Source organism: Nostoc sp. (assembly GCF_036917515.1).
GTDB lineage: Bacteria > Cyanobacteriota > Cyanobacteriia > Cyanobacteriales > Nostocaceae > Nostoc.
This window is the reverse complement of sequence record NZ_JBALDE010000251.1, coordinates 1-25,640: the sequence shown is the minus strand read 5'-3', so window position 1 is coordinate 25,640 and position 25,640 is coordinate 1. Positions and strand designations below refer to the sequence as shown.

General features: G+C 40.5%; 26 protein-coding genes, 3 pseudogenes and 1 CRISPR repeat array. Of the genes and pseudogenes, 14 read left to right on the top strand and 15 right to left on the bottom strand.

All coding sequences use genetic code 11. From position 1 onward, the window contains the following. Both V7K89_RS31945 and V7K89_RS31940 read left to right on the top strand, forming a co-directional pair. Positions 1-462: penicillin-binding transpeptidase domain-containing protein (locus V7K89_RS31945; RefSeq protein ID WP_335194546.1), on the top strand; the 462-nt coding region annotated here is incomplete at its 5' end. Between the two features lie 134 nt (positions 463-596). After that, positions 597-1,256 carry a serine hydrolase domain-containing protein gene (locus V7K89_RS31940; RefSeq protein WP_335194544.1) on the top strand — a complete coding sequence of 220 codons (660 nt, stop codon included), beginning with the start codon at positions 597-599 and terminating at the stop codon, positions 1,254-1,256. 18 nt (positions 1,257-1,274) lie between these two features. On the opposite strand, the pseudogene V7K89_RS31935 reads toward V7K89_RS31940, so the two are convergent. Continuing rightward, positions 1,275-2,142, bottom strand: a pseudogene (locus V7K89_RS31935) (IS5 family transposase). A 47-nt stretch (positions 2,143-2,189) separates the two neighbouring features. Here V7K89_RS31935 and V7K89_RS31930 point away from each other — a divergent pair. After that, the gene (locus V7K89_RS31930) at positions 2,190-2,597 is read left to right on the top strand and encodes a serine hydrolase domain-containing protein (RefSeq protein WP_335194542.1); all 408 of its coding nucleotides are present in this window, start codon (positions 2,190-2,192) and stop codon (positions 2,595-2,597) included. Positions 2,598-2,836: 239 nt separating this feature from the next. Here V7K89_RS31930 and V7K89_RS31925 read toward each other — a convergent pair whose 3' ends face one another. Further along, the gene (locus V7K89_RS31925; RefSeq protein WP_335194540.1) at positions 2,837-3,640 is read right to left on the bottom strand and encodes a M15 family metallopeptidase; all 804 of its coding nucleotides are present in this window, start codon (positions 3,638-3,640) and stop codon (positions 2,837-2,839) included. A gap of 102 nt (positions 3,641-3,742) precedes the next feature. On the opposite strand from V7K89_RS31925, the gene V7K89_RS31920 reads away from it, so the two are divergent. After that, positions 3,743-4,660, top strand: coding sequence for an AEC family transporter (locus V7K89_RS31920; protein WP_335194548.1), 918 nt, complete (start codon positions 3,743-3,745; stop codon positions 4,658-4,660). 100 nt (positions 4,661-4,760) lie between these two features. Here the strand turns inward: V7K89_RS31920 and V7K89_RS31915 are convergent, their stop codons facing one another. The 3 genes from V7K89_RS31915 to V7K89_RS31905 all read right to left on the bottom strand — a co-directional run bounded on the left by V7K89_RS31915 (position 4,761) and on the right by V7K89_RS31905 (position 8,210). Continuing rightward, entirely contained in the window at positions 4,761-6,179 is a 1,419-nt protein-coding gene (locus V7K89_RS31915; RefSeq protein WP_335194538.1) for a DUF3370 domain-containing protein, read from the bottom strand. Positions 6,180-6,421: 242 nt separating this feature from the next. After that, complete coding sequence (tsaB, locus tag V7K89_RS31910; protein ID WP_335194536.1) at positions 6,422-7,081, bottom strand: tRNA (adenosine(37)-N6)-threonylcarbamoyltransferase complex dimerization subunit type 1 TsaB; 660 nt, start codon at positions 7,079-7,081, stop codon at positions 6,422-6,424. Between the two features lie 67 nt (positions 7,082-7,148). Beyond that, positions 7,149-7,635: direct repeats of the CRISPR family, unit length 25 nt; unit sequence GTTTCCATCCCCGTGAGGGGTAAGT. A 326-nt stretch (positions 7,636-7,961) separates the two neighbouring features. Beyond that, positions 7,962-8,210 (bottom strand): Ycf34 family protein, encoded by a 249-nt coding sequence (locus V7K89_RS31905; RefSeq protein WP_335194534.1) that lies wholly within the window; start codon positions 8,208-8,210, stop codon positions 7,962-7,964. Between the two features lie 86 nt (positions 8,211-8,296). Here V7K89_RS31905 and V7K89_RS31900 point away from each other — a divergent pair, with 86 nt between their 5' ends. Both V7K89_RS31900 and V7K89_RS31895 read left to right on the top strand, forming a co-directional pair. Then, positions 8,297-9,601 carry a CCA tRNA nucleotidyltransferase gene (locus tag V7K89_RS31900; RefSeq protein ID WP_335194532.1) on the top strand — a complete coding sequence of 435 codons (1,305 nt, stop codon included), beginning with the start codon at positions 8,297-8,299 and terminating at the stop codon, positions 9,599-9,601. Positions 9,602-10,105: 504 nt separating this feature from the next. Then, positions 10,106-10,486, top strand: coding sequence for a response regulator (locus V7K89_RS31895; RefSeq protein ID WP_335194530.1), 381 nt, complete (start codon positions 10,106-10,108; stop codon positions 10,484-10,486). Here V7K89_RS31895 and V7K89_RS31890 read toward each other — a convergent pair. Together V7K89_RS31890 and V7K89_RS31885 are read right to left on the bottom strand one after the other, a co-directional pair. Beyond that, positions 10,467-10,871, bottom strand: a complete 405-nt coding sequence (locus V7K89_RS31890) for a DUF2294 domain-containing protein (RefSeq protein WP_335194528.1) — start codon at positions 10,869-10,871, stop codon at positions 10,467-10,469. The two genes, V7K89_RS31895 and V7K89_RS31890, sit on opposite strands and share 20 nt — an antisense overlap. 563 nt (positions 10,872-11,434) lie before the next feature. Beyond that, a pseudogene (locus V7K89_RS31885) lies at positions 11,435-11,595 on the bottom strand (GTP cyclohydrolase II); the annotation flags it as partial. Positions 11,596-11,809: 214 nt separating this feature from the next. On the opposite strand from V7K89_RS31885, the gene V7K89_RS31880 reads away from it, so the two are divergent. Together V7K89_RS31880 and V7K89_RS31875 are read left to right on the top strand one after the other, a co-directional pair. Further along, positions 11,810-12,292 carry a tetratricopeptide repeat protein gene (locus V7K89_RS31880; protein ID WP_335194526.1) on the top strand — a complete coding sequence of 161 codons (483 nt, stop codon included), beginning with the start codon at positions 11,810-11,812 and terminating at the stop codon, positions 12,290-12,292. A 372-nt stretch (positions 12,293-12,664) separates the two neighbouring features. Beyond that, a complete protein-coding gene (locus V7K89_RS31875; RefSeq protein ID WP_335194524.1) occupies positions 12,665-12,868 on the top strand; it encodes a hypothetical protein in 204 nt (67 codons plus the stop codon). A gap of 69 nt (positions 12,869-12,937) precedes the next feature. Here the strand turns inward: V7K89_RS31875 and V7K89_RS31870 are convergent, their stop codons facing one another. The 5 genes from V7K89_RS31870 to sufB all read right to left on the bottom strand — a co-directional run bounded on the left by V7K89_RS31870 (position 12,938) and on the right by sufB (position 18,088). Further along, the gene (locus V7K89_RS31870; RefSeq protein WP_335194522.1) at positions 12,938-14,200 is read right to left on the bottom strand and encodes a cysteine desulfurase; all 1,263 of its coding nucleotides are present in this window, start codon (positions 14,198-14,200) and stop codon (positions 12,938-12,940) included. Between the two features lie 14 nt (positions 14,201-14,214). After that, entirely contained in the window at positions 14,215-14,358 is a 144-nt protein-coding gene (locus tag V7K89_RS31865) for a hypothetical protein (RefSeq protein ID WP_335194520.1), read from the bottom strand. Next, complete coding sequence (gene sufD, locus V7K89_RS31860) at positions 14,358-15,749, bottom strand: Fe-S cluster assembly protein SufD (protein ID WP_335194518.1); 1,392 nt, start codon at positions 15,747-15,749, stop codon at positions 14,358-14,360. Before sufD ends, V7K89_RS31865 begins: the two co-directional genes overlap by 1 nt. Further along, entirely contained in the window at positions 15,749-16,540 is a 792-nt protein-coding gene (gene sufC / locus V7K89_RS31855) for a Fe-S cluster assembly ATPase SufC (RefSeq protein WP_335194516.1), read from the bottom strand. The genes sufD and sufC overlap by 1 nt, the downstream gene beginning before the upstream one ends. A gap of 108 nt (positions 16,541-16,648) precedes the next feature. Further along, positions 16,649-18,088 (bottom strand): Fe-S cluster assembly protein SufB, encoded by a 1,440-nt coding sequence (gene sufB / locus V7K89_RS31850; RefSeq protein WP_335194514.1) that lies wholly within the window; start codon positions 18,086-18,088, stop codon positions 16,649-16,651. A 250-nt stretch (positions 18,089-18,338) separates the two neighbouring features. On the opposite strand from sufB, the gene sufR reads away from it, so the two are divergent. Both sufR and V7K89_RS31840 read left to right on the top strand, forming a co-directional pair. Beyond that, positions 18,339-19,022, top strand: coding sequence for an iron-sulfur cluster biosynthesis transcriptional regulator SufR (gene sufR / locus V7K89_RS31845; protein ID WP_335194512.1), 684 nt, complete (start codon positions 18,339-18,341; stop codon positions 19,020-19,022). Positions 19,023-19,099: 77 nt separating this feature from the next. After that, positions 19,100-19,360, top strand: a complete 261-nt coding sequence (locus V7K89_RS31840) for a hypothetical protein (RefSeq protein WP_292867787.1) — start codon at positions 19,100-19,102, stop codon at positions 19,358-19,360. Positions 19,361-19,681: 321 nt separating this feature from the next. Here the strand turns inward: V7K89_RS31840 and V7K89_RS31835 are convergent, their stop codons facing one another. Together V7K89_RS31835 and V7K89_RS31830 are read right to left on the bottom strand one after the other, a co-directional pair. After that, positions 19,682-20,314 (bottom strand): hypothetical protein, encoded by a 633-nt coding sequence (locus V7K89_RS31835; RefSeq protein ID WP_335194510.1) that lies wholly within the window; start codon positions 20,312-20,314, stop codon positions 19,682-19,684. Positions 20,315-20,631: 317 nt separating this feature from the next. Then, the gene (locus tag V7K89_RS31830; RefSeq protein WP_292867781.1) at positions 20,632-20,958 is read right to left on the bottom strand and encodes a YbjQ family protein; all 327 of its coding nucleotides are present in this window, start codon (positions 20,956-20,958) and stop codon (positions 20,632-20,634) included. Positions 20,959-21,607: 649 nt separating this feature from the next. Between V7K89_RS31830 and V7K89_RS31825 the strand changes: the two genes are divergently transcribed. Continuing rightward, complete coding sequence (locus V7K89_RS31825) at positions 21,608-22,288, top strand: tetratricopeptide repeat protein (protein WP_335194508.1); 681 nt, start codon at positions 21,608-21,610, stop codon at positions 22,286-22,288. A 2-nt stretch (positions 22,289-22,290) separates the two neighbouring features. On the opposite strand, the gene V7K89_RS31820 is transcribed toward V7K89_RS31825, so the two are convergent. Beyond that, on the bottom strand, positions 22,291-23,193 hold the full coding sequence (locus tag V7K89_RS31820) for an ABC transporter ATP-binding protein (protein ID WP_335194506.1): 903 nt from the start codon (positions 23,191-23,193) through the stop codon (positions 22,291-22,293). A gap of 166 nt (positions 23,194-23,359) precedes the next feature. Between V7K89_RS31820 and V7K89_RS31815 the strand changes: the two are divergent. The 3 genes and pseudogenes from V7K89_RS31815 to V7K89_RS31805 all read left to right on the top strand — a co-directional run. Continuing rightward, a pseudogene (locus V7K89_RS31815) lies at positions 23,360-23,584 on the top strand (alkaline phosphatase D family protein); the annotation flags it as partial. Between the two features lie 142 nt (positions 23,585-23,726). Beyond that, a complete protein-coding gene (locus V7K89_RS31810; protein WP_335194504.1) occupies positions 23,727-24,926 on the top strand; it encodes an AAA family ATPase in 1,200 nt (399 codons plus the stop codon). Beyond that, the gene (locus tag V7K89_RS31805) at positions 24,920-25,549 is read left to right on the top strand and encodes a DUF4276 family protein (protein WP_335194502.1); all 630 of its coding nucleotides are present in this window, start codon (positions 24,920-24,922) and stop codon (positions 25,547-25,549) included. The genes V7K89_RS31810 and V7K89_RS31805 overlap by 7 nt, the downstream gene beginning before the upstream one ends. The last annotated feature ends 91 nt before the right edge of the window (positions 25,550-25,640 follow it).

Genomic DNA, 25,640 nt, shown 5'->3' with positions numbered 1-25,640 from the left:
TCGCCTGTCCCATACCAAGACCTTCACTGTTCAATAGCTTTAAAATCTGTACCACTTATCCTGCATGGCTTAGAGCTTTTCTTAGTGCCATTCTGGCGAGAATCTTTAAATATGAAGCCGACAACCATAAGGGTTCTCCGTCAGGGACTTCGGAAAGTAGTAGCTGAAGGTACGGGTAAAGCTTTGAAGCAGCCAACAGTTCCCCCAGTCGCTGGTAAGAGTGGCACTGCTGAAGCGTGGAAAGACCGTGTTAAGCAAAATCACGCTTGGTTTGGAGCCGATGCACCTGCTGAACAGCCAGAAATTGTGATTGTGGCATTTGCTGAACATTCCGGCGGTGGTGGTGGTAGCATTGCTGCGCCCATGATCTTACAAATTATGGAGGAATACTTTCAGCGCAAGTATCTAGGTAAGTATCAAAAACCTCAGCCTGAAAATCCAGGAAATAGCAGACGAAATTAAGCGTGGGGCATTGGGCAACAGAAGGGGACAAGGGGAAAGACTTGTTACAAGTTCTAAACTTTTGTCACCTTGTTTCCCTGCTCCCCTGCTCCTTTGCCTCATCTCCACATCGCTAAACAAAAATCAGGTCAATTATGATTGACGACTATATTCGAGCCGCAATGACTCAAAACCAGATTCCTGGACTTTCTGTTGCAGTAGTGCAAGAAGGTGAACCTGTTTTAGTTAAGGGCTATGGACTGGCGAATATTGAACACTCTGTTCCAGCTACTGAACATACAGTTTATGAAATTGCGTCTGTCGGTAAAACTTTCACCGCTACAGCCATAATGATACTCGTGGAACAAAGGATAATTTTGCTAGAAGATGCGATCGCAGACTATCTCGATTGTCTACCCCTAACATGGCAAAATGTCACAATCGGGCATATTCTGTCTCATCAGTCTGGAATTCCCAGCTATACCGATGCCCCAAATTACTGGGAAATTACCCATCTTAATTTATCTAAATCTGAAATTTTGGCTTTAGTTACTCACCTACCCCTCAAGTTTCAACCGGGTGAGTTTAGCGCATATGACAACACAGATTACTATCTACTGGGTTTGCTCCTAGAAAAGGTAACTGGACAATCTTATGAAGATTTGTTACAAGAGCGCATTTTTGCTCCTTTGGGAATGAATGCAACCGTGATCAATAATCCCAGTGATATAGTGCCAAACCGGTCTGCTGGCTATCGGTTGCTAAACAGCAAACTCGTTAACAAACCTTACTACAGTCCCTCAGTCACATATTAGACCTCTTGCAAAAGTCATTCAAGCAGCTTCAACTTTAATTAAATGAAGTTCATAATTGTAGAGACCCGCTATCAGATTAAATCTCAAACCAAATCTTTTTCTCCGATTTCTATAACGGTCTGATAAAATTTTAAAAACCTTGAGTTTTCTATTTACATGTTCACCTAATACTCTGACTCTTGCCAAATCTTGATTACTTTTTTTATCTTCATAGCTCAACTGACCACCGCGAGGTTTCTTTTTTGGTATTTGACTATTAGAATGGATTTTGTGAATACCTTGATATCCTTTATCTCCCAAGCATTCAATATTTTCTTCCAATCGGACTTTGCTGTTTTTAAATATTCTAAAATCATGCTCTTTACCCTTACCATGAGCCGTACATACAATTTCACCAGTCTCTTGGTTTACTACTATCTGTGACTTCAATGTATGTCGTTTCTTTTTCCCACTGTAGAAATGCTTTTGTTTTTTTTTGGACGCTCTATTGGGCTTTCTGTCACGTCAACTACCACTACCTTAATCTGAGAATCAGATGGAAGCAATTTCTTTTTCCCTGGAAGTGTGAAAGCTCTAGAATTACTGAGAATATCTTCAACTTTGCGAATAATCCGATATGCTGTTGACTCATTCACTCCCCACGATTGTCCTATATGGAAGTAAGTTCGGTACTCTCTCCAATATTCTAAAGTCATTAATAATTGGTCTTCTGAACTCAATTTACCCGGTCGTCCTGTTTTGCGTTTTGGAGTGCTTTGCGGTAAGCGAAGCCATGCCGTTAGGCTTATCGCACGACCTCAATCATCTGCCTAAAAGTTTCTGGATGCACGCCACACAGGCGTTTGAAGTCTTCTGATTTCAGGCTTTTAACCTGTTCATAGGTCATACATATTACCCCACTCTCACCTACTTATCTCACATCACTGACGACTTTTGCAAGAAGTCTATTCTGCTGGAGGTCAACTTTCCTGCGTAGAAGATATGGTGAAGTGGGAACAGGCGCTTTGTGGTGAAACTTTGCTAAAGCAATCAACCCTGGATTTGATGTGGACTCCTCATCCTCCAAATCAGGGTGATGATTGGGAAAAATTGAGATATGTTGCAGGTTTAGGTTGGTGGGTATTGAATTATGGCGATCGCCGAGTAGTTGGTCATAATGGTTCGATACTAGGATTCGCAAGTAACATTACCCGCTTTATTGATGAGAAAATTACCGTGATTTTACTTTGCAATCTCGATAAAATTTCTCGACCAGATGTGATCGCTAAGAAAATTGCTGAATACTACTGTCCAGTTCTTACAGAACTAGTTCTTCTGCCTCCATTAGCACAAAGAGAGTAAAATTAATACCAATTCAAAATTCAAAATTAAGAAAGTCAGACAGAACAAAGGTTTGGGAGTATTTATCTGTCGCATTCTTATTTCAAATTGGTATAATTACTCCTGACCGAATTATTTTGCCAAAACAGACTCATGATACAAGCCCCTAAATTTATTTATGGGGATAAGAATTTTGAATTTTGAATTTTGAATTCCCCGTTCGCGTAGCGTCTCGCAGAGAAGGGGTTGACTGCTGTCTTTTATGGCGATATTTTAGCGGGTTTCAAGTTTCTGGCTTTGTAAAACATTTCTAAACTATCGCGATCGCCTACGAAACGCCAGTGCCAAGGTTCATAACTTACACCTTGAGCATTATCTTTGGGAAAAGACATTTCAAAGCTAAAACGCGCTGCATTTGCTTGCAGCCACCGATAAGCCTTGGTATTATCAAAGTTAATTTGGGTATCAGTTGCTGGTACTGCTCCGTCTCCAACATCCACAGCATAACCTGTGTGATGTTCGCTATGACCAGGAGGAGCGCTGAGGGCGGCTCGTTCTGCTGGCGTTTGATTGCGTTGGGCGCCGACACCAAAAAACAACTGCTCTTGGTCTTTGACTGAGCGAAAGCCAGAAATTGGTACTAAAATTACACCTGAACTCCTAGCTGCTGCTACCATCTCCTCAAACTTTTGGGCAGCAGCTTTTCGCATTCTAATGCCCTTCTTTGCGGAGATGGTTACTAGTTCTGACTCAGGGGCTTCTGGGTATGGAAAATGCCCTAACACAGTATCGCTGGAATTATTAGATGCTGTTGGAGTTGTAGGAGTAGAAGTAGCTGGTAAAAGTTGAGAATTGGCGGTTTTTTTGGGTGCTGTGACGAAAAACAAAAAACTGCTAATTAAAGCCAGCAAGATAAATCCTGCAACTCCCCCAATTAAGATAATTCGAGGTTGCAACCAAATTTTAGGTGCTGCAACAGGGGTATCGCGTACAGCCACTGGAATATCATCGCCAAGGTCATTCGATGAGTTTTGCGGTTTTCCAGAAAACCCTGCCTTATTCAAAGGTAAACTCCTGTTTTTGTGGAATAGCCATAACAGATTTTGCACTGGACAAAAGTAAACGTAACAGGTAGCATTTTACATCTGTGGTTCTTAGGCGCAACCTTGACAAACCTTTTAGAACTATATGTCAAGCTGGGAGGCTTAGTCCTGGTAGGTTTTATTCTGGGACGCAAACTACCTGTAACAGTTCCTACACGTTTAGGACGGCTTCTTTTTTGGGTGGGAGTACCCATAAGCATAGTATCGTTTTTGCGTCAATCTAGCTTGTCGGGGCAAATTTGGATTGCACCTGTGATCGCTTACTTAGCCATTTTACTAGGAGCATTTTTAGCTTGCTTAGGGATTAAAGCACAAGCCTATTTTAAAAAGACTGTTCCCCAATCACCAACTCAGGCTAGCTTGATATTAGCAGCTATGTTGGGTAATACAGGTTATCTTGGCTTTCCGATTACCTTAGCAATGGTAGGCAAGGAATACTTTGCTTGGGCGTTATTTTACGATTTGCTCGGTTCATTTCCAGGAGCTTATGGCTTGGGTGTGTTACTAGCAGCGCGTTTTGGCGGTGGTATCCATAATCATTGGCAGATTGCTAGGCCCATCTTAATTAATCCTGCCCTGTGGGGTTTCGGATTTGGTTTGCTGTTTCGGCAGGTGACAATTTCCACAGTCGTGGAATTTTGCTTAGAAAAATTTGCTTGGAGTAGTGTAGCTTTATCCTTGGTATTAATTGGAATGCGACTGGCGCTGCTCAAATCTTGGCGTAGCCTACCACAAGTAGGGATAAGCTTAGGAATCAAAATGCTGCTAGTTCCCTTGATATTAGGTAGCATCTTACCCCTGTTTGGATTAACTGGGGCGATCGCAAAGATAATCGTCCTACAAGCGGCTATGCCTCCAGCTTTCGCCACACTGGTAATTGCTGAGACATTCAATCTTGATCGCGATCTGGCAGTTACTGCCTTAGCTGCTGGGGCTATAGTATTGCTGGTTACTCTTCCAGTTTGGCTGTGGCTGTTTTGATTTTGGATTTATTTATGCACTGTAATGCGATCTGTCAATATGACTAACTTTCTGTGATAACCAGCTTTTGATTTTCTTGACAGTGCTAAAGAAATATCTCTCACTTTTCTAAAGTTCTTACACTCAGCACTTGTGGTGGTGTCGAATCTGGTGGATAAATCACATCTACTTGTACTATCCGCTTAGTCGAAGGTGGAAGTACTAGCTGTACCAATGGTTCTAACACCTGACCAGTTCTGTGCCATAGATGTACGTAGCGCGTCTTTTGTTGACCTTGGTCATTGAAATAACGTAGCCGCACTGTACCACGGAAGAAAGGGAAATCTAGGGATGGTTTGCGGAAACGCACACCACCTTGGGATAATTTATCTTCCTTCAAAGGTGTTTCCAAAGTAACAGTCACGGTCTGATTTTGGTTGGTATTGTTGCTTAAGGGTAAGGTGAGTTTATATTCCACTCCATAATTACCATGTGCTTCGTATGCCGTATCGGGATAACGTACCAGCATTTTGGCTGTTTGGATTTGTTGAGTGCCCAATCGACCACTGACCAATGTATCTAAAGCATAGGAAATAGCTTTGCCACGTTGGGGAATAGTCAGATTTGTGGTTTGGGGATTATCCACCAACTTTGCTTGCCATTGAGAACCTTGTGACACACCAGCTACACGCCCATAAATCAGTGCGCCACTGGTAGCATTTGGAGGACTAGGGGTTTTATCTCGCGGACCGGCGAAGTTCCCGGTATCTAGTAAAGCTTGCCATTCTGCAAGAGTCGGTGGGCGTTCTGTATTATCAGAATTTTTCTTGGCAAACATTGCTAAACTTGCTGCATAAACTTGATCGCTACTACGCAGCCGCATAAAGGTAGAGCGACCATTCACCGGCTTTTCTAGATTTCGTAGAGGAATAGGATGATTTAGCAACATCTGGCTTTGTCCTGGGGGAATTATCAGCTTTGCCTTAATATCAGCCTGTCGAACACCTCGGAGTACATCACCAACAGCGCGATCGCCTGGCCCTGAGTAAGCCTTACCATCGTTATTTTCTATATAAGGGGGTAAGGTGACAAAGGGTGCATCCTGCATCAAATAACTCGCTGCTTGCAACACATCTACTGTTACAGGTTTTTTACTAGGGTTATGCACAATTACACCCAGGTATAGCGTTTGTAAATCCTTAGGAGTGTGGGTGTAATGGTGGGCAAATAAGTCAAAGCGTCCCTGAAAGGGAAAATTGAGGTGCGCTGCTGGAAATTTTTTCCCATTTGCAGGAAAGGTAGAAAGTAAAATCCCCTCAGTTTTAATCCATTCTGGGCTATTGCTGTTAAAAACGGGTATTGTATTCAACTTGCCTGGTAAAGCTAGAACTTCTCCTGATTGCACGATTTCTTGGGGTGCTGGCTTCGGTGAAGTTTGAGCGATCGCGGAATTATCTTTATGAGTTGTGCATCGAAAGGTTTGAGTTATGGCAAGTCCTAATATAAGTATAAATACAGATGATGGTAATTTAGCTAGCATAAATTTCATCTTCAACAAGGCTGTGGTGTCAAATATAACTTACAAGTTCCTTGAAGCGGATTTCTAAAAATGCGTAGGCATAGCCCGCCGCAGGCATCACTGTTTGTAGCATTTGTTATGGTCGTCCTTGGTCATTTGTCCTTTGTAATTGCAAATGACAAAGGACAAATGACTAATGACTAATAACAGCCAACTCCAAAAATATTTCACAAATGATTTAGGACAGCTATAGTTTAGAAGCATTATGCATCCTGCACTGGATGCTGCCCATAATATGGCAAAGCCTCTGACCAATTAGGAAATTTGCTCTCTTGCCAATCGAGATTAGCTAATTCTAAAATACTTGTCACCGTTGCTGCTAATCCAGATTGAGCTTGAATCAACTGATAATTAGTGTTCCAATTCGCTAAAGTTTCCTGCCATGTTTCTGGTGTCAACACTCTATCTGATAAACACACTTTAAGTTTAGAAGCATCTGGCTCAAACTGATAAATGGCAGCAAAAATTTGACCTCGTTGTGCTGGCATTTCCACAGCAAAAGTTTTTGGGTTTTGACTTTTGCTTGCTTCTGACCAAGCTACCGCAGCTAAAGTTGAAATCGCAAATACAGGAATATCTAACTGTTGCCCTAAAGTACGAGCAGTAACAACGCCAATCCGAGTTCCCGTGAAGCCGCCGGGGCCTTTTGCAACTGCGATGAAGAACAAATCTGTCCAAGTTTGCGGTTTAATAAATTCAATTAAATATTGATGCACTAAGCTAGATAAATCACGCCCAAAATTCCAAATTTGAGAGCGAGTATCGTCTGCAAAATTACTAATTGCTAGTCCTAATTCGGGAGTGGTGGTGTGTAGTGATAGAGCGTATTTTGTTGTTATGAGGTTTTTTAGTTCAGTGGTCAAAGTTAATTAAAATATTGATTTTTTTAGAGTTGACTTAATTTATTCTACTCAACCATATCATAGTCAAGTTTCCATCCCCGTGAGGGGAAGTGATTGAAAAACAGAAAACAATTGAGCAGAAAGTCCGCGAAGGGCTTTTGTAGGAGTTTCCATCCCCGTGAGGGGTAAGTGATTGGAAAACACAATTAACGAGGGCGCAGGGTTTTACTGCGACACTATGGAGTTTCCATCCCCGTGAGGGGTAAGTGATTGGAAAACCAATATTGACTCATACTTTCCAATCAATGAATGGAAACTGTTTCCATCCCCGTGAGGGGTAAGTAATTTAAAAACCTGGAAATCAACCCGGACCTAGAGGTCAGCTTGTTTGTGTTTCCATCCCCGTGAGGGGTAAGTAATTTAAAAACTGCTGAGTTAGCTAACTTACTACGTCCAGAACTAGAGGTACATAAGTTTCCATCCCCGTGAGGGGTAAGTAATTTAAAAACTATTTACCACGAATCTCATCAAATAAAGAAGCAGGAGGAGTGTTTCCATCCCCGTGAGGGGTAAGTAATTTAAAAACCCACCCTTATACAACCCTTACTGTGACTGGTCTTGGAAGGTCATTTCCGAAGGTATATAATTTAATTGTCAATAAACCCAAATTATTGACAAAAATCCAACAGTAAATACCTTCAAAAGCTTACACAGCAGCTTTCCGAGGGTGTAAACGAAAGAATCAGGGTTTGAGCGATCGCTATACCCCCTCGCAAAACTTAGATGTGCAAAGTCAAAATAAATACTTTTGCTTTCACTAGGAAACTTGGTATTGATCGGGATTGAATTGTCAAGGTTCTGTTATTAATGGGCGCAAGCATAACATACTACTCTTAACGTTTCAAGTGGGCACTAATTCACCAGGACGCAATTTCGACCACTTACCTGTTTCCCGCTTAAAGCTCAGACAACCTACAACATCCCATTCCATTTCAATCACATCCTCATTAGTCCGAATGTTGACATTGATAGAAGGTTCATTCGGATCAAAGGTTGGTGTTTCAGTCAAGTGAGGCTGTTGGTGCTGCCCTTCTACGGCATGATAGGTAACACATCGGTCTACATAGTGGCAATTCACGCAAATACACATAATAGAACCAACTCCAGGGGCCTTTATTGTTAATCTAACTTAAGCCCAACAGTTATTCATGAGTTGCTGGGTTGATTTTTATTACAATGCACGAATCAATTCCTTCTACCCTAGCTCCCGAAAATTGGCCTTTCAGCTTGGAATTCTTGCCACAACCAGCTTATATGGTAGGTGGGGCTGTCCGAGATGCGATTCTTGGCAGAACTCGCGAATATCTGGATCTAGATTTTGTTATACCATCGAAAGCGGTAAAGGTAGCGAGAGCGATCGCTAATCATTACAAAGCTGGTTTTGTGTTACTCGATGCCGAACGACAAATTGCGCGTGTGGTTTTTCCCCACGCTACAGCTGATTTTGCCCAACAGGAAGGAAATAGTTTAGAAGTTGATTTGCACAGACGGGACTTTACAGTAAATGCGATCGCTTATAATCCCCATACGCAAGAAATTATCGATCCTCTGCAAGGTTATGTAGACTTACAACAGGGCATTTTGCGAATGGTATCATCCGCGAACCTAGAAGATGACCCTTTGCGGTTAATGCGAGGTTATCGCCAAGCCGCCCAACTAGGTTTTACTATTGAGCCAGCTACCCAAGCTGCAATTCGCTCTTTGGCATCGCATATCAGCAAAGTTGCAGCCGAAAGAGTTAGGGTAGAAATTGGCTATCTACTCAGCAATTCTCAGGGTACTCCTTGGATCACAACAGCTTGGGAAGATGGTTTACTTGTGCCTTTCTTCAAAAATGCCAACCGTGAAAGCTTGCTGAAACTAGCAGCAGTTGACATAGCCGCCGCCTTACTCACAGAAAAGTGGCAACAACTAGGGGTACAACTGCAAGAATATATCCGCGATAGTATTAAAACTACTTGGCTAGCTATTGCCAAACTTGCTTGTCTTGTCAATCAAAATCCAGAATTAGCAGAAATAGAGTTACAGGAACTAACTTATAGTCGTGCAGAAATCCGAGGTGTAACTACTGCTTTGAAAATGTTACCGCAATTTCAAGTAGTTGATATGTCCTTGCGAGAACAATACTTTTTATTTCATGACGCAGATATTGTGTTCCCCGCTACCGCAGTGCTAGCTGTAGCAATTAATAATTTGGTAGAGGCAATATCTGGTAACAAGCCACTACACACAGCAGTGGAAACTAAAGCAATGAGCTACCAAGTCTTAGCACCTTTGATCGACCGCTACCTCAACCCTGACGATCTGGTTGCTCATCCCATTCCACTAGTAAACGGGAAGGAGTTGATTATAGCATTAGATATTCCAGCTTCGCCAATCATCGGTCAACTATTGACAGAAATTGCTGTAGCACAAGCTGAGGGTAAACTTTCAACATCAACAGAGGCGATCGCTTATGCACGTCAGTTACTTGATAGTTAAATATACTTAATTAATTTACAGCAGTTTGTAAGTAAAATGAGGTACAAAATGCAAGACTCAACATCAGATAAAAATAGTTTCTACCTCCTGCCTCAAAACCCGTAACTTTGTACTTCATGTAAAAGAAAACTGCTGTATGGTAATGTAACAAAGGCGATGCCTACGCAATTTTGGCACTTCTGGACAAGGCTGGTAAATCTGCAACTTCAAGTACTTTAAGTATCCCCTACTTACTATAAAATACCGATCTTTATAGTCAATCCTGGCAATTACATACATCAGTTGTGCTACTATTTGCCTGATATATGACTACTTTGCTATGTTATTTCCTAAAATTTAGCGCCGATGGATAACCGAATGAACTATACACTAACCTATTCATTTTTATGCCTGAGTTAGTCGTTCGTACATTGAATTAAACACATACTATAAACAAAGACTTTCAGGTTTTCCTGATGGATAGAGTTTTTATGCCTAGCTTTTCTTGGACAGGACTAACTGCTTATGAATGGACAGCCTTTAATTTTGGTTATAGAACAGAGTTTACATGATTTAGAGCTACTTAATTCTCATCTAGGAATATTAAATTTTTCATGTATTTGTACCAAACAAGGGATGAGGGCTGTGATGTTGGCACAAACTCATCAACCAGATTTAATCCTGCTAGATATGAAGCTATCTAATTTGAGTGCGAACCAAGTCATTGACGATCTTAAACATAACTCAAAAACTGCTACCATTCCAATCATTGCAGTCACACCTCTAACAACGGTACAAGATGATCGCTCCACGATGCTTACAGCAGATGATTGCATTACTAAACCCTATGATTTTAATCAATTAGAAGTAGTAATCAGTCGCCACATCAGTCAGCTAAATTCTTAACATTTATCTTGGGAATAGATTCGGGATTACGAACTTCAGATAATTCTTTGAGAATTACAACAATCCCAGAACGACTTGTTGTTAAATTTGTATTTGTCATCAGGTAGAGGATAGGTTGACCAATAATTTCCTCAATCAGATTTTTTAAATCTGGTTTAATTATTTTCTCTAAATATAATCGTACTTGTTCAGCTAAAGTATTATAACCTCCTTTTAGTAAAGTTTGTTCAGCTTGGGTAACAGAGTTTTCTATAGAAATTACGATTTCATTGTCAAAAAAATGACAAATGATTTGGCTAGGAGACTTTCCTAGTTTATCATTATATAAATTTGTAATCTGCCGTGATATTTCTGTTTCTAATTGTCCTATAGTCTGTTGTGTCATTAGTGCTACTATGTAATATTTATCTTTATAATGGGAGAATTGGAATATCCAACATTATAGTAAATGATTATGGAATAGCTGAGAAAGTTAATTACTATTTTCTATAAAGTTCCTGTATCAATGTGATGTATTTAGTATGTATTTATTTAAGAATATTTGCAAATTTAATGAAGTAAAAATTGTTAACTCACAATTTGTGCAGTATTAGGTTAATAACTGGATTTGACCGTCATTTGCTCATGGCTAATCAGCTTATTCTGTGCTACATCAGCGCGTAGCCCACTGTACCTGTATCTCACAATCCAATACTTAATTAGTCATGTTCATGCAAATGGTCATCAATGACAGATGCAGATAGTACCACATCAGAATGTAATGTAAATTACAAAAATTTCTATACCTTCCGGTGCAGCTAGTAAGCAGATAAATTTAGGTTCTAATAAAGACTATGTTAGCCACTAAGACAATTTGTGAAAAACCAATACAACATATTCGGGATTAATTCTTAGAAGCCCATATCTTCCACTCTAGTAACACATTCTTTACAGCCAAAGCAATTATGATTCTGCAATGTTAAAGCGCTTAGTAATTCCTGGTAAATACGGAACTGGCTCAACTGTGGCTTTGGTGATAACCAAATTACGTCTGGTTTCATAATCTTGCCATCTACCTGCAAACAACCTTTGTCTGCTGCATCTTGCAGTTCTGGTATATTGATGTTGCTAAAGGGATCTGTTAGCTACTTCTAATCAGTTTTTATTTTTATAACTTTAAACATCTAGTGTGGTATTAATCATCTTGTTGAACACAATAAATTACACAGAAATTTCATAATTAGCGATTAATCACGGCTAATTTAAAGATGACTTTAAAAATGATTTAATTGATATATTTTGTGAGAAAGTTAATACAAACGTATATTCACTGATCTCAAATTCATGGATTCTTTATTTATCAATTCCTTACTTGAAGAGTTGAAAAACCCGGATCCCGTAGTGCGCGACAACGCAACTAGAAAAATCTGGCGGATCTGGTTTCAGCAAAAGGGAATCTATGGGCTGGAAATAATTGACCGCAGTCAAAAGTTACTGGATGCAGGTGAAATTACTGAAGCTGAAACAGCCCTGACGACATTAATTAAAGACCAGCCAGATTTTGCTGAAGCTTGGAATCGTCGAGCTTTCCTCTATTACAGTATTGGCGATTATCAAAAATCTCTGGCAGATTGCCAGATGGTTGTGCAGATAAATCCAATACATTTTGGGGCGCTTCATGGTATGGGCTTATGTTATGCAGCAATAGGAGAGTATGGTCAAGCTATCCGAGCTTTTCAACGTGCTTTAGAAATTCAGCCCTATTCGCTAGTGAATCAAAAGTTGATTCTAGAATGTACATTTAGATTTAGCTACAACGGCAGATAGGAAAGAGCATCATACTGTTTTATAAATCCGTTATCATCCTCATCAACAATAATTCATCGCCATAGTCACCATAGTTTTATTCAATACGCTTTTATCTAAATTAATAGCAGCGTCATTGCTGCTTGTATTAACAGCAACCAATCAGAAAATAACAATTTTCGGTTGAATAAAGCTAACTTTAGTACAAACTAGATAGCACAAGCGGAACGCGGTGGATTTTACTAAGCGATGTCTACGATGGGCTGCGCCTATGCCACTGGTATTTACAAAGACTACAGTTTAGATGTAACTATCAAGGAGGAGTGATCTCTAGGTTCTCAGTGGTACTCAATTGTTGATGGGGGTACGGTAGATTTCTTTATAATTTATGGCATGGATGCCGTGAATGCCATAGCCACAGTTACAGCAATTTTCAAAAAAGACCCCTGGTGCCTGATTGCACATCCCAACTCAGCAATTAAAATTCTTGCCGATCTTATGTTTTACTCTGTTAAGTTAAAGGTTTTTCTAACTATATCTAAATTCAAGCCGCTGTATGACACTTTATTTGCTTCTGTAAAAAATCCAAATAATTAAATTGTGCCAAGTATTAGCAAGATATGTTGCTGATATTTGGCACAATTACGATCTGAATATTTTGTAACTTTAAGCAAGGAAACCCGCAAAAAATTCCAGGGTTTCTTTCAGTGCTTTGATGAAAATATCAATTTCTTCGCGGGTGTTGTAGAAAGATAGACTTGCTCGTGCGGTTGCAGCAAGACCTAAGTAACGGTGTAATGGTTGAGTACAGTGGTGTCCAGAACGAATGGCAACGCCTTCTTGATCTAATAATGTAGATAAGTCGTTGGCGTGGACTTCTCCAGCGGTGAATGACGCAAGAGCAGCTCTACCTTCACCTTTAGCATTTGGTTTGGGGCCGTAAATTCTAATTTGGGGAATTTGCTCTAATTGTTGGAACAAATAAGCTGTTAATTCTGCTTCATAGGCATGGATAAAATCCATGCCAATACTGCTAAGATAATCGATCGCAGCACCAAGTGCGATCGCTTCTCCAATTGCAGGTGTACCAGCTTCAAATTTATGTGGTAATTCTGCATAAGTGGAATGATCTAAATACACTTCTGTAATCATCTCACCACCACCAAAAAATGGTGGCATTGATTCTAACAATTCTAACTTGCCATACAGAAATCCTATGCCAGTTGGAGCACACATTTTGTGACCAGAAGCTACCAACCAATCACAATCTATTTGCTGCACATCGACAGGGAAGTGGGGAACACTTTGGCAAGCATCAACTAAGAATTTAGCACCGTATTTGTGAGCGATCGCACCGATTTCTTTGGCTGGATTAATACAACCCAAAGTATTAGAAATATGCACCACCGATACCAACTTAGTTTTGTCAGAAATCAGCTTTTTAAACTGTGACAAATCAAAAGTTTCTTCTGGTGTTAATTCTACAAATTTCAGTAATGCACCCGTTTTTTGGGCTACTAATTGCCAAGGCACAATATTACTGTGGTGTTCCATCACCGAGAGAATAATCTCATCTCCCGGCTGCAAATTATTCATTCCCCAACTGTAGGCTACTAGGTTAATCGCCTCACTTGCGTTGCGGGTGTAGACAATTTCCTGACGCGATGCAGCATTGATGAATTTGGCAACTTTATCTCTAGCACCTTCATAAGCATCGGTAGCTTTAGCACTCAGGGTATGGGCACCGCGATGTACATTAGCATTATATTGCTCGTAATAATCCCGTAGGGTATTTAATACGAACAAAGGCTTTTGTGATGTCGCAGCATTATCGAGATAAACCAGGGGTTTATCGTTGACTTCCTGATGCAATATCGGGAAGTCAGCGCGAACTTTATCAGCAAGGGTTTTGGTAGGAGTAAAAGTCATTGGTAGATTAGTTATTAGTCATTAGTCAGTAGAGACGTGACACCAGTCGCTACAACGGGGAGCCACTGCGGTCTTGGGGTTTCCCCAAGTGGAGCAAGTGGCGTGGGAACCCCCGCAACGCGCTGGCTCATTAATCGCGTCTGTACAATAGTCGTCATTAGTCATTAGTCAGAGACTTAAGATTATTGACTGTGTTTAACAGGATTTCTCGTAGAGAAGGAACTGGTATTTGGTTGATGACTTCAGCAGCGAAAGCGTTAATTAACAACTTCCGAGCATCGTTTTCATCAATTCCCCGACTTTGCAGATAAAATATTTCATCATCTTCCAATTGGCTAACGGTAGCACCGTGAGCGCATTTTACATTATCCGCTGTAATTTCCAATTGGGGTTTAGTATCAACTCTGGCTTTTGATGATAGCAGTAAATTCCGATTCAACTGGGCTGCATTTGTCAACTGGGCTGGTTTGGGTACAAAAACTTTACCATTGAACACCGCATGAGCGCGATCGCCTACAATACATTTATGCAATTGTTCACTTGTACCGTGGGGATAGTTAAGTGCGATCGCACTGTGAGTATCAGACAACTGCTTCCCAGTAATCACCGTCAAACCATTGAGAGTAGTTTGTGTCTGCTCACCAGTTTGCAAAATTTCTAAATTGTGCCGTGACAACTTCGCACCTAAAGTTATGGCATGACAAGTATATCGACTATCACGAGCTTGGGCGATCGCAGTTTTCCCAATATGAAAAGCCTCTGCACCTTCTTGCTCAACCCTAGTGTGACTCACCTCAGCATTGTCAGCAACCCAAATTTCCGTAACTGCGTTAGTTAAGTAAACTGCTTCCTCTGCGCTCTCTGCGCCTTCTCTACGAGACGCTGCGCGAAGGCGGTTCGTATACTCCTCAACCAACGTCACCTGCGAACCACTTTCCGCCACCACCAAACAACGTGGCTGCGAAATTATCGCCGTCTCACCCGCAACCGAAATAAACACCAAATGAATTGGCGTTTCAATTACCACATTCTTCTTCACCCACACCACAGCAGCATCAGTTATCCCAGCCGTATTAAGAGCAGTAAAAACTTCCTGCGCTCCCTCAGCTTGAGCTAAATACTGCCGTATACCTTCCTGCTCAACCACAGGTAAGCCAGCCAAATTACTCACCACAATTCCAGATGGTAAATCTGTAACTGCTGATAACTCCGGCGCAAAAACGCCATTAACAAATACTAAACGACTGTTAGCCGCTTCTGGTAAAATATCAAATTCTAGAGATGCAAAATTTTCCGTCTCTAGATTAAATTGCACCTTTCGTAGAGACGACAAATCAGTAAATCGCCATTCTTCCTCGCGGGTAGTTGGGATAATCGAGTGACGTACCCAATTAGCAGCACTTTGCCGTAATTCCTGCAACCAACCTTCTGTTTTCGTTGCCGTTACTTGATTTAACAACCCAGTCAGATAATCATCTCTATCTAACATCGATGTCAAACTGACTACATTTGAATTAGGAATTGGACTAGGAGATACTTGAATACTCATTACACACCCACCTCAGCAGCTGCAAATTCTGCCAGCACCCAGTCATAACCGCGAGACTCTAATTCTAATGCCAGTTCCTTACCACCACTGGTGATAATCTGCCCTTGTGCCATCACATGCACAAAATCAGGCACAATATAATCAAGTAATCGCTGATAGTGAGTAATCAAAATTGTCGAATTTTCTGGACTTGCCAGTTGATTTACCCCATTCGCTACAATTCTAAGCGCGTCAATATCCAAACCCGAATCAGTCTCATCCAAAATTCCTAACTTTGGTTCCAGCAGCGCCATTTGCAGAATTTCATTCCGCTTCTTCTCACCACCAGAAAACCCTTCATTCAAACTCCGACTGAGAAAACTGGAATTCATCTTCACTACATCCAGCTTTTCCTCAATCAAATCGTCAAAATCAAAAGCGTCTATTTCCTCTAAACCTTGCGCCTTCCGACGGGAATTGTACGCCACCCGCAAGAAATCTAAATTGCTCACACCCGGAATTTCTAACGGATACTGAAACGCCAAAAATACACCACTTCTGGCGCGTTCCTCCGGTTCCAATTCTAGGAGATTTTGCCCCTGAAAAATTATCTCACCACCAGTCACCTCATACGCCGGATGCCCAGCTAACACCTTAGAAAAAGTACTCTTACCAGAACCATTCGGCCCCATAATCGCATGAATTTCACCCGATCGCACCTCCAGATTCACACCCTTAAGAATCGGTGTCCCATCAACATTAGCCGTCAGATTCCGTACTGACAGCACAACTTCACTATTTTCAATAATCATCTTCTTTCCCTTCTCTTTCTCTGCGCTTTTGGCGTCTTGGCGATTCCTCATTGCTTCCTAAAGATAAACACAGAACGCGGATGTCTCTGTGTTTATCCTTGCTTCCATTTATCCAACACTGCCTTCCAACTTCAAACTCAACAATTTATCAGCTTCCACAGCAAACTCCATCGGTAGCTGATTGAAAACATCCTTACAGAAGCCGCTAACCATCATTGAAATGGCATCTTCTGCTGAAATACCCCGTTGAGCAAAGTAGAACAGTTGATCTTCCCCAATCTTGGAAGTAGAAGCTTCATGCTCCACCTTCCCACCGTTATTTTGCACTTGGATGTAGGGGAAAGTATTAGCATGAGCATTATCCCCAATCAGCATTGAGTCGCACTGAGAATAATTTCTCGCCCCTTTCGCTGTCGGGTTGACTTTCACTAAACCCCGGTAGCTATTACTGGATTTACCTGCGGAGATTCCTTTAGAAATAATTGTACTGCGGGTATTCTTACCAACGTGAATCATCTTTGTACCCGTATCGGCTTGCTGCATATTATTTGTCAGCGCCACGGAATAGAACTCACCCACAGAGTTATCACCCACCAAGACGCAGCTGGGATATTTCCAAGTAATTGCCGAACCTGTTTCTACTTGAGTCCAAGAAATTTTGGAATTTACGCCCTGACACAAACCGCGCTTGGTGACAAAGTTGTAAATACCGCCTTTACCGTTAGCATCGCCAGCGTACCAGTTTTGCACGGTGGAGTATTTAATTTCGGCGTTGTCGAGGGCGACGAGTTCCACAACGGCGGCGTGTAACTGGTTGCTGTCATACATTGGTGCAGTGCAACCTTCAAGGTAAGAAACATAACTACCTTCTTCGGCGACAATCAAAGTCCGCTCAAATTGTCCCGTGTCACCAGAGTTGATGCGGAAGTAGGTAGACAGTTCCATTGGGCATTTGACGCCTTTAGGAATGTAGACAAAGGAACCATCGCTAAATACAGCGGCGTTTAAGGCGGCAAAGTAGTTGTCAGCTACAGGAACAACGCTACCCAGGTATTTTTGGATTAGTTCTGGATGTTCTTGCAACGCTTCCGAAATCGAGCAGAAAATAACGCCGTCTTCCGCTAGCTTTTCTTTAAATGTAGTGGCGACAGAGACGCTATCAAAAATCGCATCGACGGCGACGTTTGCCAGTCGCTTTTGTTCAGAGAGGGAAATGCCTAATTTCTCAAAGGTTTCTAAAAGGGTTGGATCGACTTCATCCAAGCTGTTTAGTTTTTCCTTCTTGCGTTTTGGCGCTGAGTAGTAAATGATATCCTGATAATTGATTGGCGGATACTTGACATTTGGCCAAGTTGGTTCAGTCATTTTTTGCCACTGGCGATAAGCCTTGAGGCGAAAGTCCAGCATGAACTGCGGCTCATTCTTCTTAGAGGAGATCAAGCGGATAACGTCCTCGTCTAGTCCACGCGGAATAGTGTCGGCCTCAATATCTGTGACAAAGCCGTACTTGTAAGGTTGGTTGACTAAGGATTTGACAGTGGCACTCATCGGTAATAATCTCTAGTGTTCGGAACTTGAATCTTTATAAGGATGGGAGTTGGGCTTTTGTTTAGCCGATTCCCATCTCGGATTACGGAATGGTTACACGGCTGCTAGAATAGTGGTGGAGAGTAAAACAACAGCTTTGTTGTTTTATGCATCTTCATTTTACGCTAAATTAACAACAACAATGTTGTCAAAGTCGAATTTTCAAAGAAATTTTTGGGACGTTCGCTGAACGTCTTGCAGCAACTATAAGATGGCGACTACTCACCAGTCCTCAACCAAGCAAGATATCCTCGAATATCTGCACAAACACGAAAAAGCAACGGCTTTGGAGCTAGCTGAACTTTTAGACGTTACCCCTCAAGCGATTCGTCGCCATCTCAAGGATTTGGAGACTGAGGAGCTAGTTTTGTATTCGACATCAGCACAGGCAGCGGGTATGGGGCGTCCGCAGCACCTTTATCAATTGAGTCGTCAGGGACGTGATCGCTTACACCGAAGAATGAGCGATCACTTTGGTGATGGGCACGGGAATTTTGCGGTTTCGCTGCTAGACACCTTAGCCGAAACGGTAGGACACGAACAATTTAAATCAATTTTACAAAAGCAGTGGGAGCGCAAAGCATTAGAATATCGCGATCGCGTGGGTAATGGTTCACTGCAAGAACGTGTAGCCAACTTAGTAGAGTTGAGAAAAGCGGAAGGCTTCATGGCGGAGTATCACCCAGTTGATGCGAATGACTCCTTTGAGAGCGATCGCTTTATTTTAATGGAGCATAACTGCGCTATTTCCAACGTTGCCGAGTCTTTCCCCAGCATTTGTGGTCACGAATTAGAAATGTTTGCTGCCGTCTTACCTGATTGTACCGTAAAACGCACCCACTGGATTATTGATGGTCAACATCGTTGTGGGTATTTAGTACAAGTTCGTCATTAGTCATTAGTGCTTTTTTTAATAACTAATGCCCAATACGCAACTAACTTTGAGATAGTATTTTATTTTTTCATTTATTTATGGACGTACCACCACAGCAACCATCAGCACAATTTTTAACTCTAGAAGAATCAGCAAAAGTAGATGCTGCCTTGTTGTCTTCTCCAGAAAAGTTTTTAACAAGATTGACAATTTCATCACTTAAGCTTTTGAAGCATATTGCTCAAGAGTACGGTGTTGATATTGAAGATTTGACAGCACAGCAAGTAATTGCCTGGTTTGAAAAAGATGGTAAAATTCGACGTGAGCAGGGAATTGAAGGTTCATATCTAAAATGGTGATTTGCAGTAGTAAAATTTTCGTTGCATTTACTTAGAAAAAATAACCATAAAAATATCGCGCTCTTAAAAAACAGAAATGTTTCTTAGAAGCGCGATATTCACGAGATAAGCAATTTTGCCTAAAGTCTTAAGTACTTCGTAACAAAAAGCATAGTATTAATTGCCAATTGGTTAATGACCCTGATGCACTAAGACAAACATTTTAGCAACAGCAGAATTAATTAGACGCTACAAACGCCAAACTTAAATAATAAACAAAAAACACCTTGAAAAAGGTGCTTTTATTTAAAAATAAATAACATTTGATTTTCAAACAATTATTTAAGCATTGTAAGTGTTAGTCCGAGGACTACGAGCGCCAGTTACAGCTCCAATCATTGAAGCTACTAAACCCAACAAAGAACCAAACACAAACCACCATAATCCCGAACGTAAATTAGCTGCTGCTTCACGAGCTTGTTGAGCACTTATATTTGCTTGTGGTACATTAACACCACCTTGCTGTTGTACCTGATTTATGACTTCTCCAGCGTTAGAAGCAGCAACACCAAAAGCACCAGATACTCCACTTGCTAAAAGCCATGAGCTAACTGCTAAAGTCGTTGCCCAAAGAATTGCCCCGTTAAGAAGAGCTGTATTGCGGTTCATCGGCCCACAAGCACGGGCTGTAACCCAACCACCAGTAAATAGGGAAATTAGTAAAGCGATAGTTGACCAAAGCCCCGCACTACCCGCAGCGTTAGGGGCAATTGTTCTGGGTGCAGCTGAACCTTCAACTGTGCCTGCCGCAACCGCACCAATGATAGCGCTCAAAATTAATTGGGTAGCTAAGGAAACCAACAAACCAGAGATAATTGGGCCCCAGCGAACAAGATCGTGATATTCAGTTACTCGGCCTGCTACCACAGGCTCATTATGAATAGCATCATTACCTGTTCGATTTACGTATGACATAGGTTATGTTCTCCAGTGCTGTTCAGCAAAGTTGCTGCTTAGGTATATTCATGTTTATGTTTAAAATTAAATAACTAAATATTCTGTTTAAATCTCTATCAATAGAAAGATTTAATAGGTCTATCTTTAGTCATGAGAAAAAATAGATTTCCTTAACAATTTTTAGTATAATTTAGTATTTATTTACATATTATTTTCTAAATTTTCCATATAAAAATTCTTAACTTAAAATACAACTATTAGCTAGCTCTTAGAAAGTAGCTTTAACTATGTATACAATTTAGATAATGATTGTCAAAAGTAAAAATTATCAAAAACTAACGCATCCTCACAGCAGTGCCTGTGGCAGTAATCAGTAAAAGCACTCCTGACTGGTCAATATTTATTGTGCCAGTATCAATTTCAATTCCAATTACAGCATTTGCTCCTAAACGTTGTGCGCGTTGTTCTAATTCTTCTAGTGCTTTGCGTTGACCCTGCTCAAATAGACGCTCATAGCTAGCAGTGCGTCCACCAATAATATCTCGAATACCAGCCAAAAAATCCCGCAAGAAATTGCTGCCGTAAACTACTTCTGCTGTCACAATGCCTAAATATGACTCAATCACGGCTCCTTGAATTACATCAGTGGTAGTTATAATCATAAGTTAACCTTCTATATTGGGATATATCTTGATATTCATTAAAGTATTTTGATAAATACTTTAATAATTGTAACTATTTTACAGAATAGAGGTTTGATAAACATCCTCTCAGACAATTTTAGATTGCGCTTTGGGTTTTAGTATTGTTCTAAACAGATTAATCGAGCATTTTCCAGTTTAGATTTATCTTACCTTTGAATGAGCAAAAAAGGATATAAATGCCTGGATGATAACTTCTCAAAGGGTACTAGCAAGGATTAAAAGTGTCAGAAAACTTGGATACAGAGTGAGCAAATTATTAAATGAAATAAAAATAAGAATAAATATCAAAGGCTATAAGCTTGCTGCATCAGAATTTAGGATTATGTCAGATGCCTATTGAGTTTTTCTGAATAACACGTATAACTACTGATTAAAATATGTGTTTTTTTGCTATAGTACTGGTTTATATGTATGGTATCTTTACCTGCTCCTTCATCACTGACACTTCATCCTTCAGTAAAAACTCTGTTATATAGTGCTGAATGTAAAGGAAAGAAGAATGAACTATTAGCATCTTAATCAATACGAAGAAATACAGTTTTCAAAAGGCCATATTTTTGTTTTAATGTACAAGAAAAAAGTCCTCTAAAATTTCAGGAAATTTACTGTGTACAAGCCGACATCATTCGTGTTTAGTGTGGTGTTACTAGGATGTTTTACTTTCACCATACCTTCAGTAGCTCAGGCTCAAGTATTAGTGGCACAAGCCAAAAACCCAGAGTTAAAGCAATTATTGGAGGAAGGACGGAGGTTAGTGAATGGCGGTGATTATGGTGGTGCGATCGCTGTTTATCAGCAAGCAGCTAGTATAGATCCCAAGAATGCTAAAATTCATTCAGGTATTGGGTATTTATACGCACAACAGGGAAATTACCAGGCAGCATTAACAGCTTATCGTCGGGCGATCGCTATTAATCCTAACAACAGTGATTTTTACTACGCTGTGGGTTACATCAAAGCCAATTTGGGCGATACACGTGGGGCAAAGGAAGGCTACCGTCGTGCTATACAGCTGAACCGTAACAACGTTAACGCCTATTTAGGATTGGCTGTGACGCAATCGCGTATGGGAGACTATAATGCAGCTACTTGGGCATACCAACAAGCAATCGACTTGGATAAAAACAACGCCCAGACTTATGAGTTGATGGGTTCAATGTATAAACAGCGACGACAAGCCAAACAAGCAAACAGCTTGCTTCAGAAAGCGCGTGACTTGTACAAGCGCCGCAATGACTCAAATGGCGTAGAAAGGGTAGAAGCCATGCTGCGGCAGTTAGGAGGATGAGGTTAATCTAACTGGCGTCCCGTTAATTCCACAAAAATATCTTCCAGATTAGAGGGACGCACCATCATTCCGGTTTTATCGGGCTGTTCATTCAAGTAGATATTTGCTGCTTCCAGAGATGAGAAAAACAGATATTCCCAATTACGAGCACTATCACTTCCGACATTAGACGCACCTAATTGTTTCATCACCAAACCTTCACCGTGAGCAGAATGCAGCTGTTGTAAAGTTCCTAAAGAAATCAGCTTACCGTTATCCATAATACCGATGCGTCCTGGCTTGGCAGAGCCAAAGGCATCACACAAAAATTCGACCTCATCCATATAATGGGTCGTCAGTAGCATCGTCATCCCTTGTTTATTCAAATCCCGAATAATTTCCCAGAGGCGTCGCCTGGTCTGAGGGTCTAGTCCTACCGTTGGTTCATCCAGAAACAAAATTTGCGGTTGATGCAATAAAGCTCTGGCAATCTGCAACCGTCGTTTCATACCCCCAGACAGGGTTTTTACCAAATCATCACGTCTTTCTGCTAACTCAACATATTCTAGCCATTGATTAATCAACTTTTGTCGCTGCGGGTTGCTAATGTGATGTAGTCTCCCGTGGAGTTCCATATTTTCCCAGACAGTTAAATCGTTATCCACACTGACTTGTTGCAAGACTACGCCAATACTCTGTTTTGCCAACATTGCCTGGCTCATCACATTATATCCACCTACTTCTATGCGTCCTTGGGACGGTTTCGTGAGTGTAGTCAGCATCCGAATTGTAGTTGATTTACCCGCACCATTTGGCCCAAGTAAAGCAAATATCTCTCCCGCTTCAATTTGGAATGACAGGTCATTGACAACAGGTACATTGTTGTAAAACTTATAGACGTTTTCTAAAAACACAGCAGCAGTCATGGATAAATTTGCTCACATTAGTTCCTAATCAACACTACCATTCTGATTACATCAAATAAATATATTTTATTCACCCTTGGATAACTCAATCTTTACTTATTGCCATTGCAGGATATGGTAAACACTTATCGTGTAATGCTTTAGTTTAAGGTTGCTATTATTTAGTATGGAATCTCATCACCCATTGAAGCTAAACCGTCGCCAGTTTTTGCTACGTTCAGCTATTACTGCCGGTGGAATTATTTCTACAAATCTTGTAGCTAAATCACCAGTTTTTGGCAAAGCACCTGCAATCATCATCTCTGATAAAATGCGTCCTAGCATACCTTATGGTGTAGCTAGCGGTGATGTATCTAACGATAGCATTGTCATCTGGAGTCGGAGCGATCGCAAAAAAGGGTAAAATATCCTTGAGCGATCGCCATTCATCTCTAACATTACGTTATTATTAGATATTATGGAATTTGTCTGCATAGTTACTAGCATCTATAACATTAATAAAATATAGATTATTAGCTAAATAGGAAAACCTAATGGACGGTAAAAGATTTATCCATTCTATTCAATTAGAAAATTTCCTTTCTTATGGAAATGAAGATGAAAAAATTGAACTGCAACCGCTTAATGTCTTAATTGGGGCTAGCAGTTCGGGTAAATCAAATTTAATTGAAGCAATTGGAATTTTAAGAGCAACACGCACAGATTTACCCGCACCATTTCGACAAGGGGGAGGCATTAGTGAGTTTCTGTGGAAGGGTGGACAGGAAAATCCAGTAGCGAAAATAAAAGCTATTGTTAATTATCCAGAAGGACTTCAACCCTTACATTATCAGTTGATGTTCACGTCTAATAGTAGAGGAAGGCTAGATTTAATAGACGAAATAATAGAAAATCAGTACCGAAATTCTGTTGATGATATTCTCATTTATTATTATCGCTATTACAGTGGATATCCAGAATTAATGGTACAAAAAGGTAACTACTTACAACCAAATGGTAACTATATTCATCCAGAAAACCTAATGCCAGATCAGTCTATTTTATCTCAGCGAACAGATCCAGATTTGTATCCAGAACTTTCTTATCTCAGCACTAAATTTTCTAATATAGCTTTATATCGTAATTGGCATATGGGGCAATATTCAGAACCAAGAAATGCTCAAAAAACTGACTTGCCCCAACATCCTCTACTAGAAGATGGGAGTAATTTTGGGTTGTTTATAAATGATTTACAATCAAAAATAGGTAGGAGAAAAATTATTGAAAATCTGAAAAAACTTTATGACCCAGCAGAAGAACTGGATGTAAGAATATATGGCGGTACAGTACAAATATTTATTCGTGAAGAGGGACTTATTCAACCGATTTATGCTAATCGTTTATCTGATGGTACACTTCGTTATTTATTTTTAATGGTTTTACTGCTTGATCCAACTCCACCACCACTGATATGTATTGAAGAACCAGAAATAGGTTTGCATCCAGATATTTTACCGACTATTGCAGAAATGTTAATAGAAGCATCAGGGCGAACTCAAATCATAGTTACTACCCATTCTGATGCTTTAGTTTCTGCTTTGAGTGGATATTCCGAATCAGTCCTGGTGTGTGAACGTGATGAAAAAGGCTCTCACCTCCGCCGTCTTGAACCTGATAAACTAAAAAATTGGCTAGAAAATTATACTCTTGGCGATCTCTGGCGGATGGGTGAAATTGGGGGAAATCGATGGTAACAGAGGTGAGAATTTATATAGAAGGTGGTGGAGATGGAAAAAATACGAAAGCTTTAATTAGGCAAGGATTTAGCCAATTTTTTAAACAACTTGTTGAAATAGCTAAAAATAAAAAAATTAAATGGAATATTACTATATGTGGTTCTCGTAGTAACGCTTTTCGTGATTTTGGTAATGCATTAAAATATCATCCAGAAGCCTTTAATGTCTTGCTTGTTGATGCAGAAGAATCTGTTACCTTACAGTCTCCTTGGAAACATCTGAAGCTTAGGGATAATTGGGATGAACCACCAGATATTGATGATAGCCATTGCCATTTAATGGTACAAGCAATAGAAGCTTGGTTTATTAGTGATATAGCAACGCTGAAAACATTTTACGGACAGAGATTTAAAGAAAATGCTATTTCCAAGAATACTAATGTGGAGACTATTGACAAGCATAGTTTAAAACCAAGCTTAAAAGCTGCAACTCGTAACACTACAAAGGGTGAGTACCACGAAATAAAACACGCCTCGAAGCTTCTAGAATTACTGGACGTGGACAAAGTACGCCAAGCTTCGCCATACTGTGATCGCCTCTTTACTACACTAGCCGCAATAATGGGTGCATCAGTAAGCTAAGAGGATGTTTTAAAAGTCCAAGAAAGTAAAAACTCATGCGAGTCGTCGAAGCATAATACGTATCATCGCAATATAAATAAAAGTCTCGGAG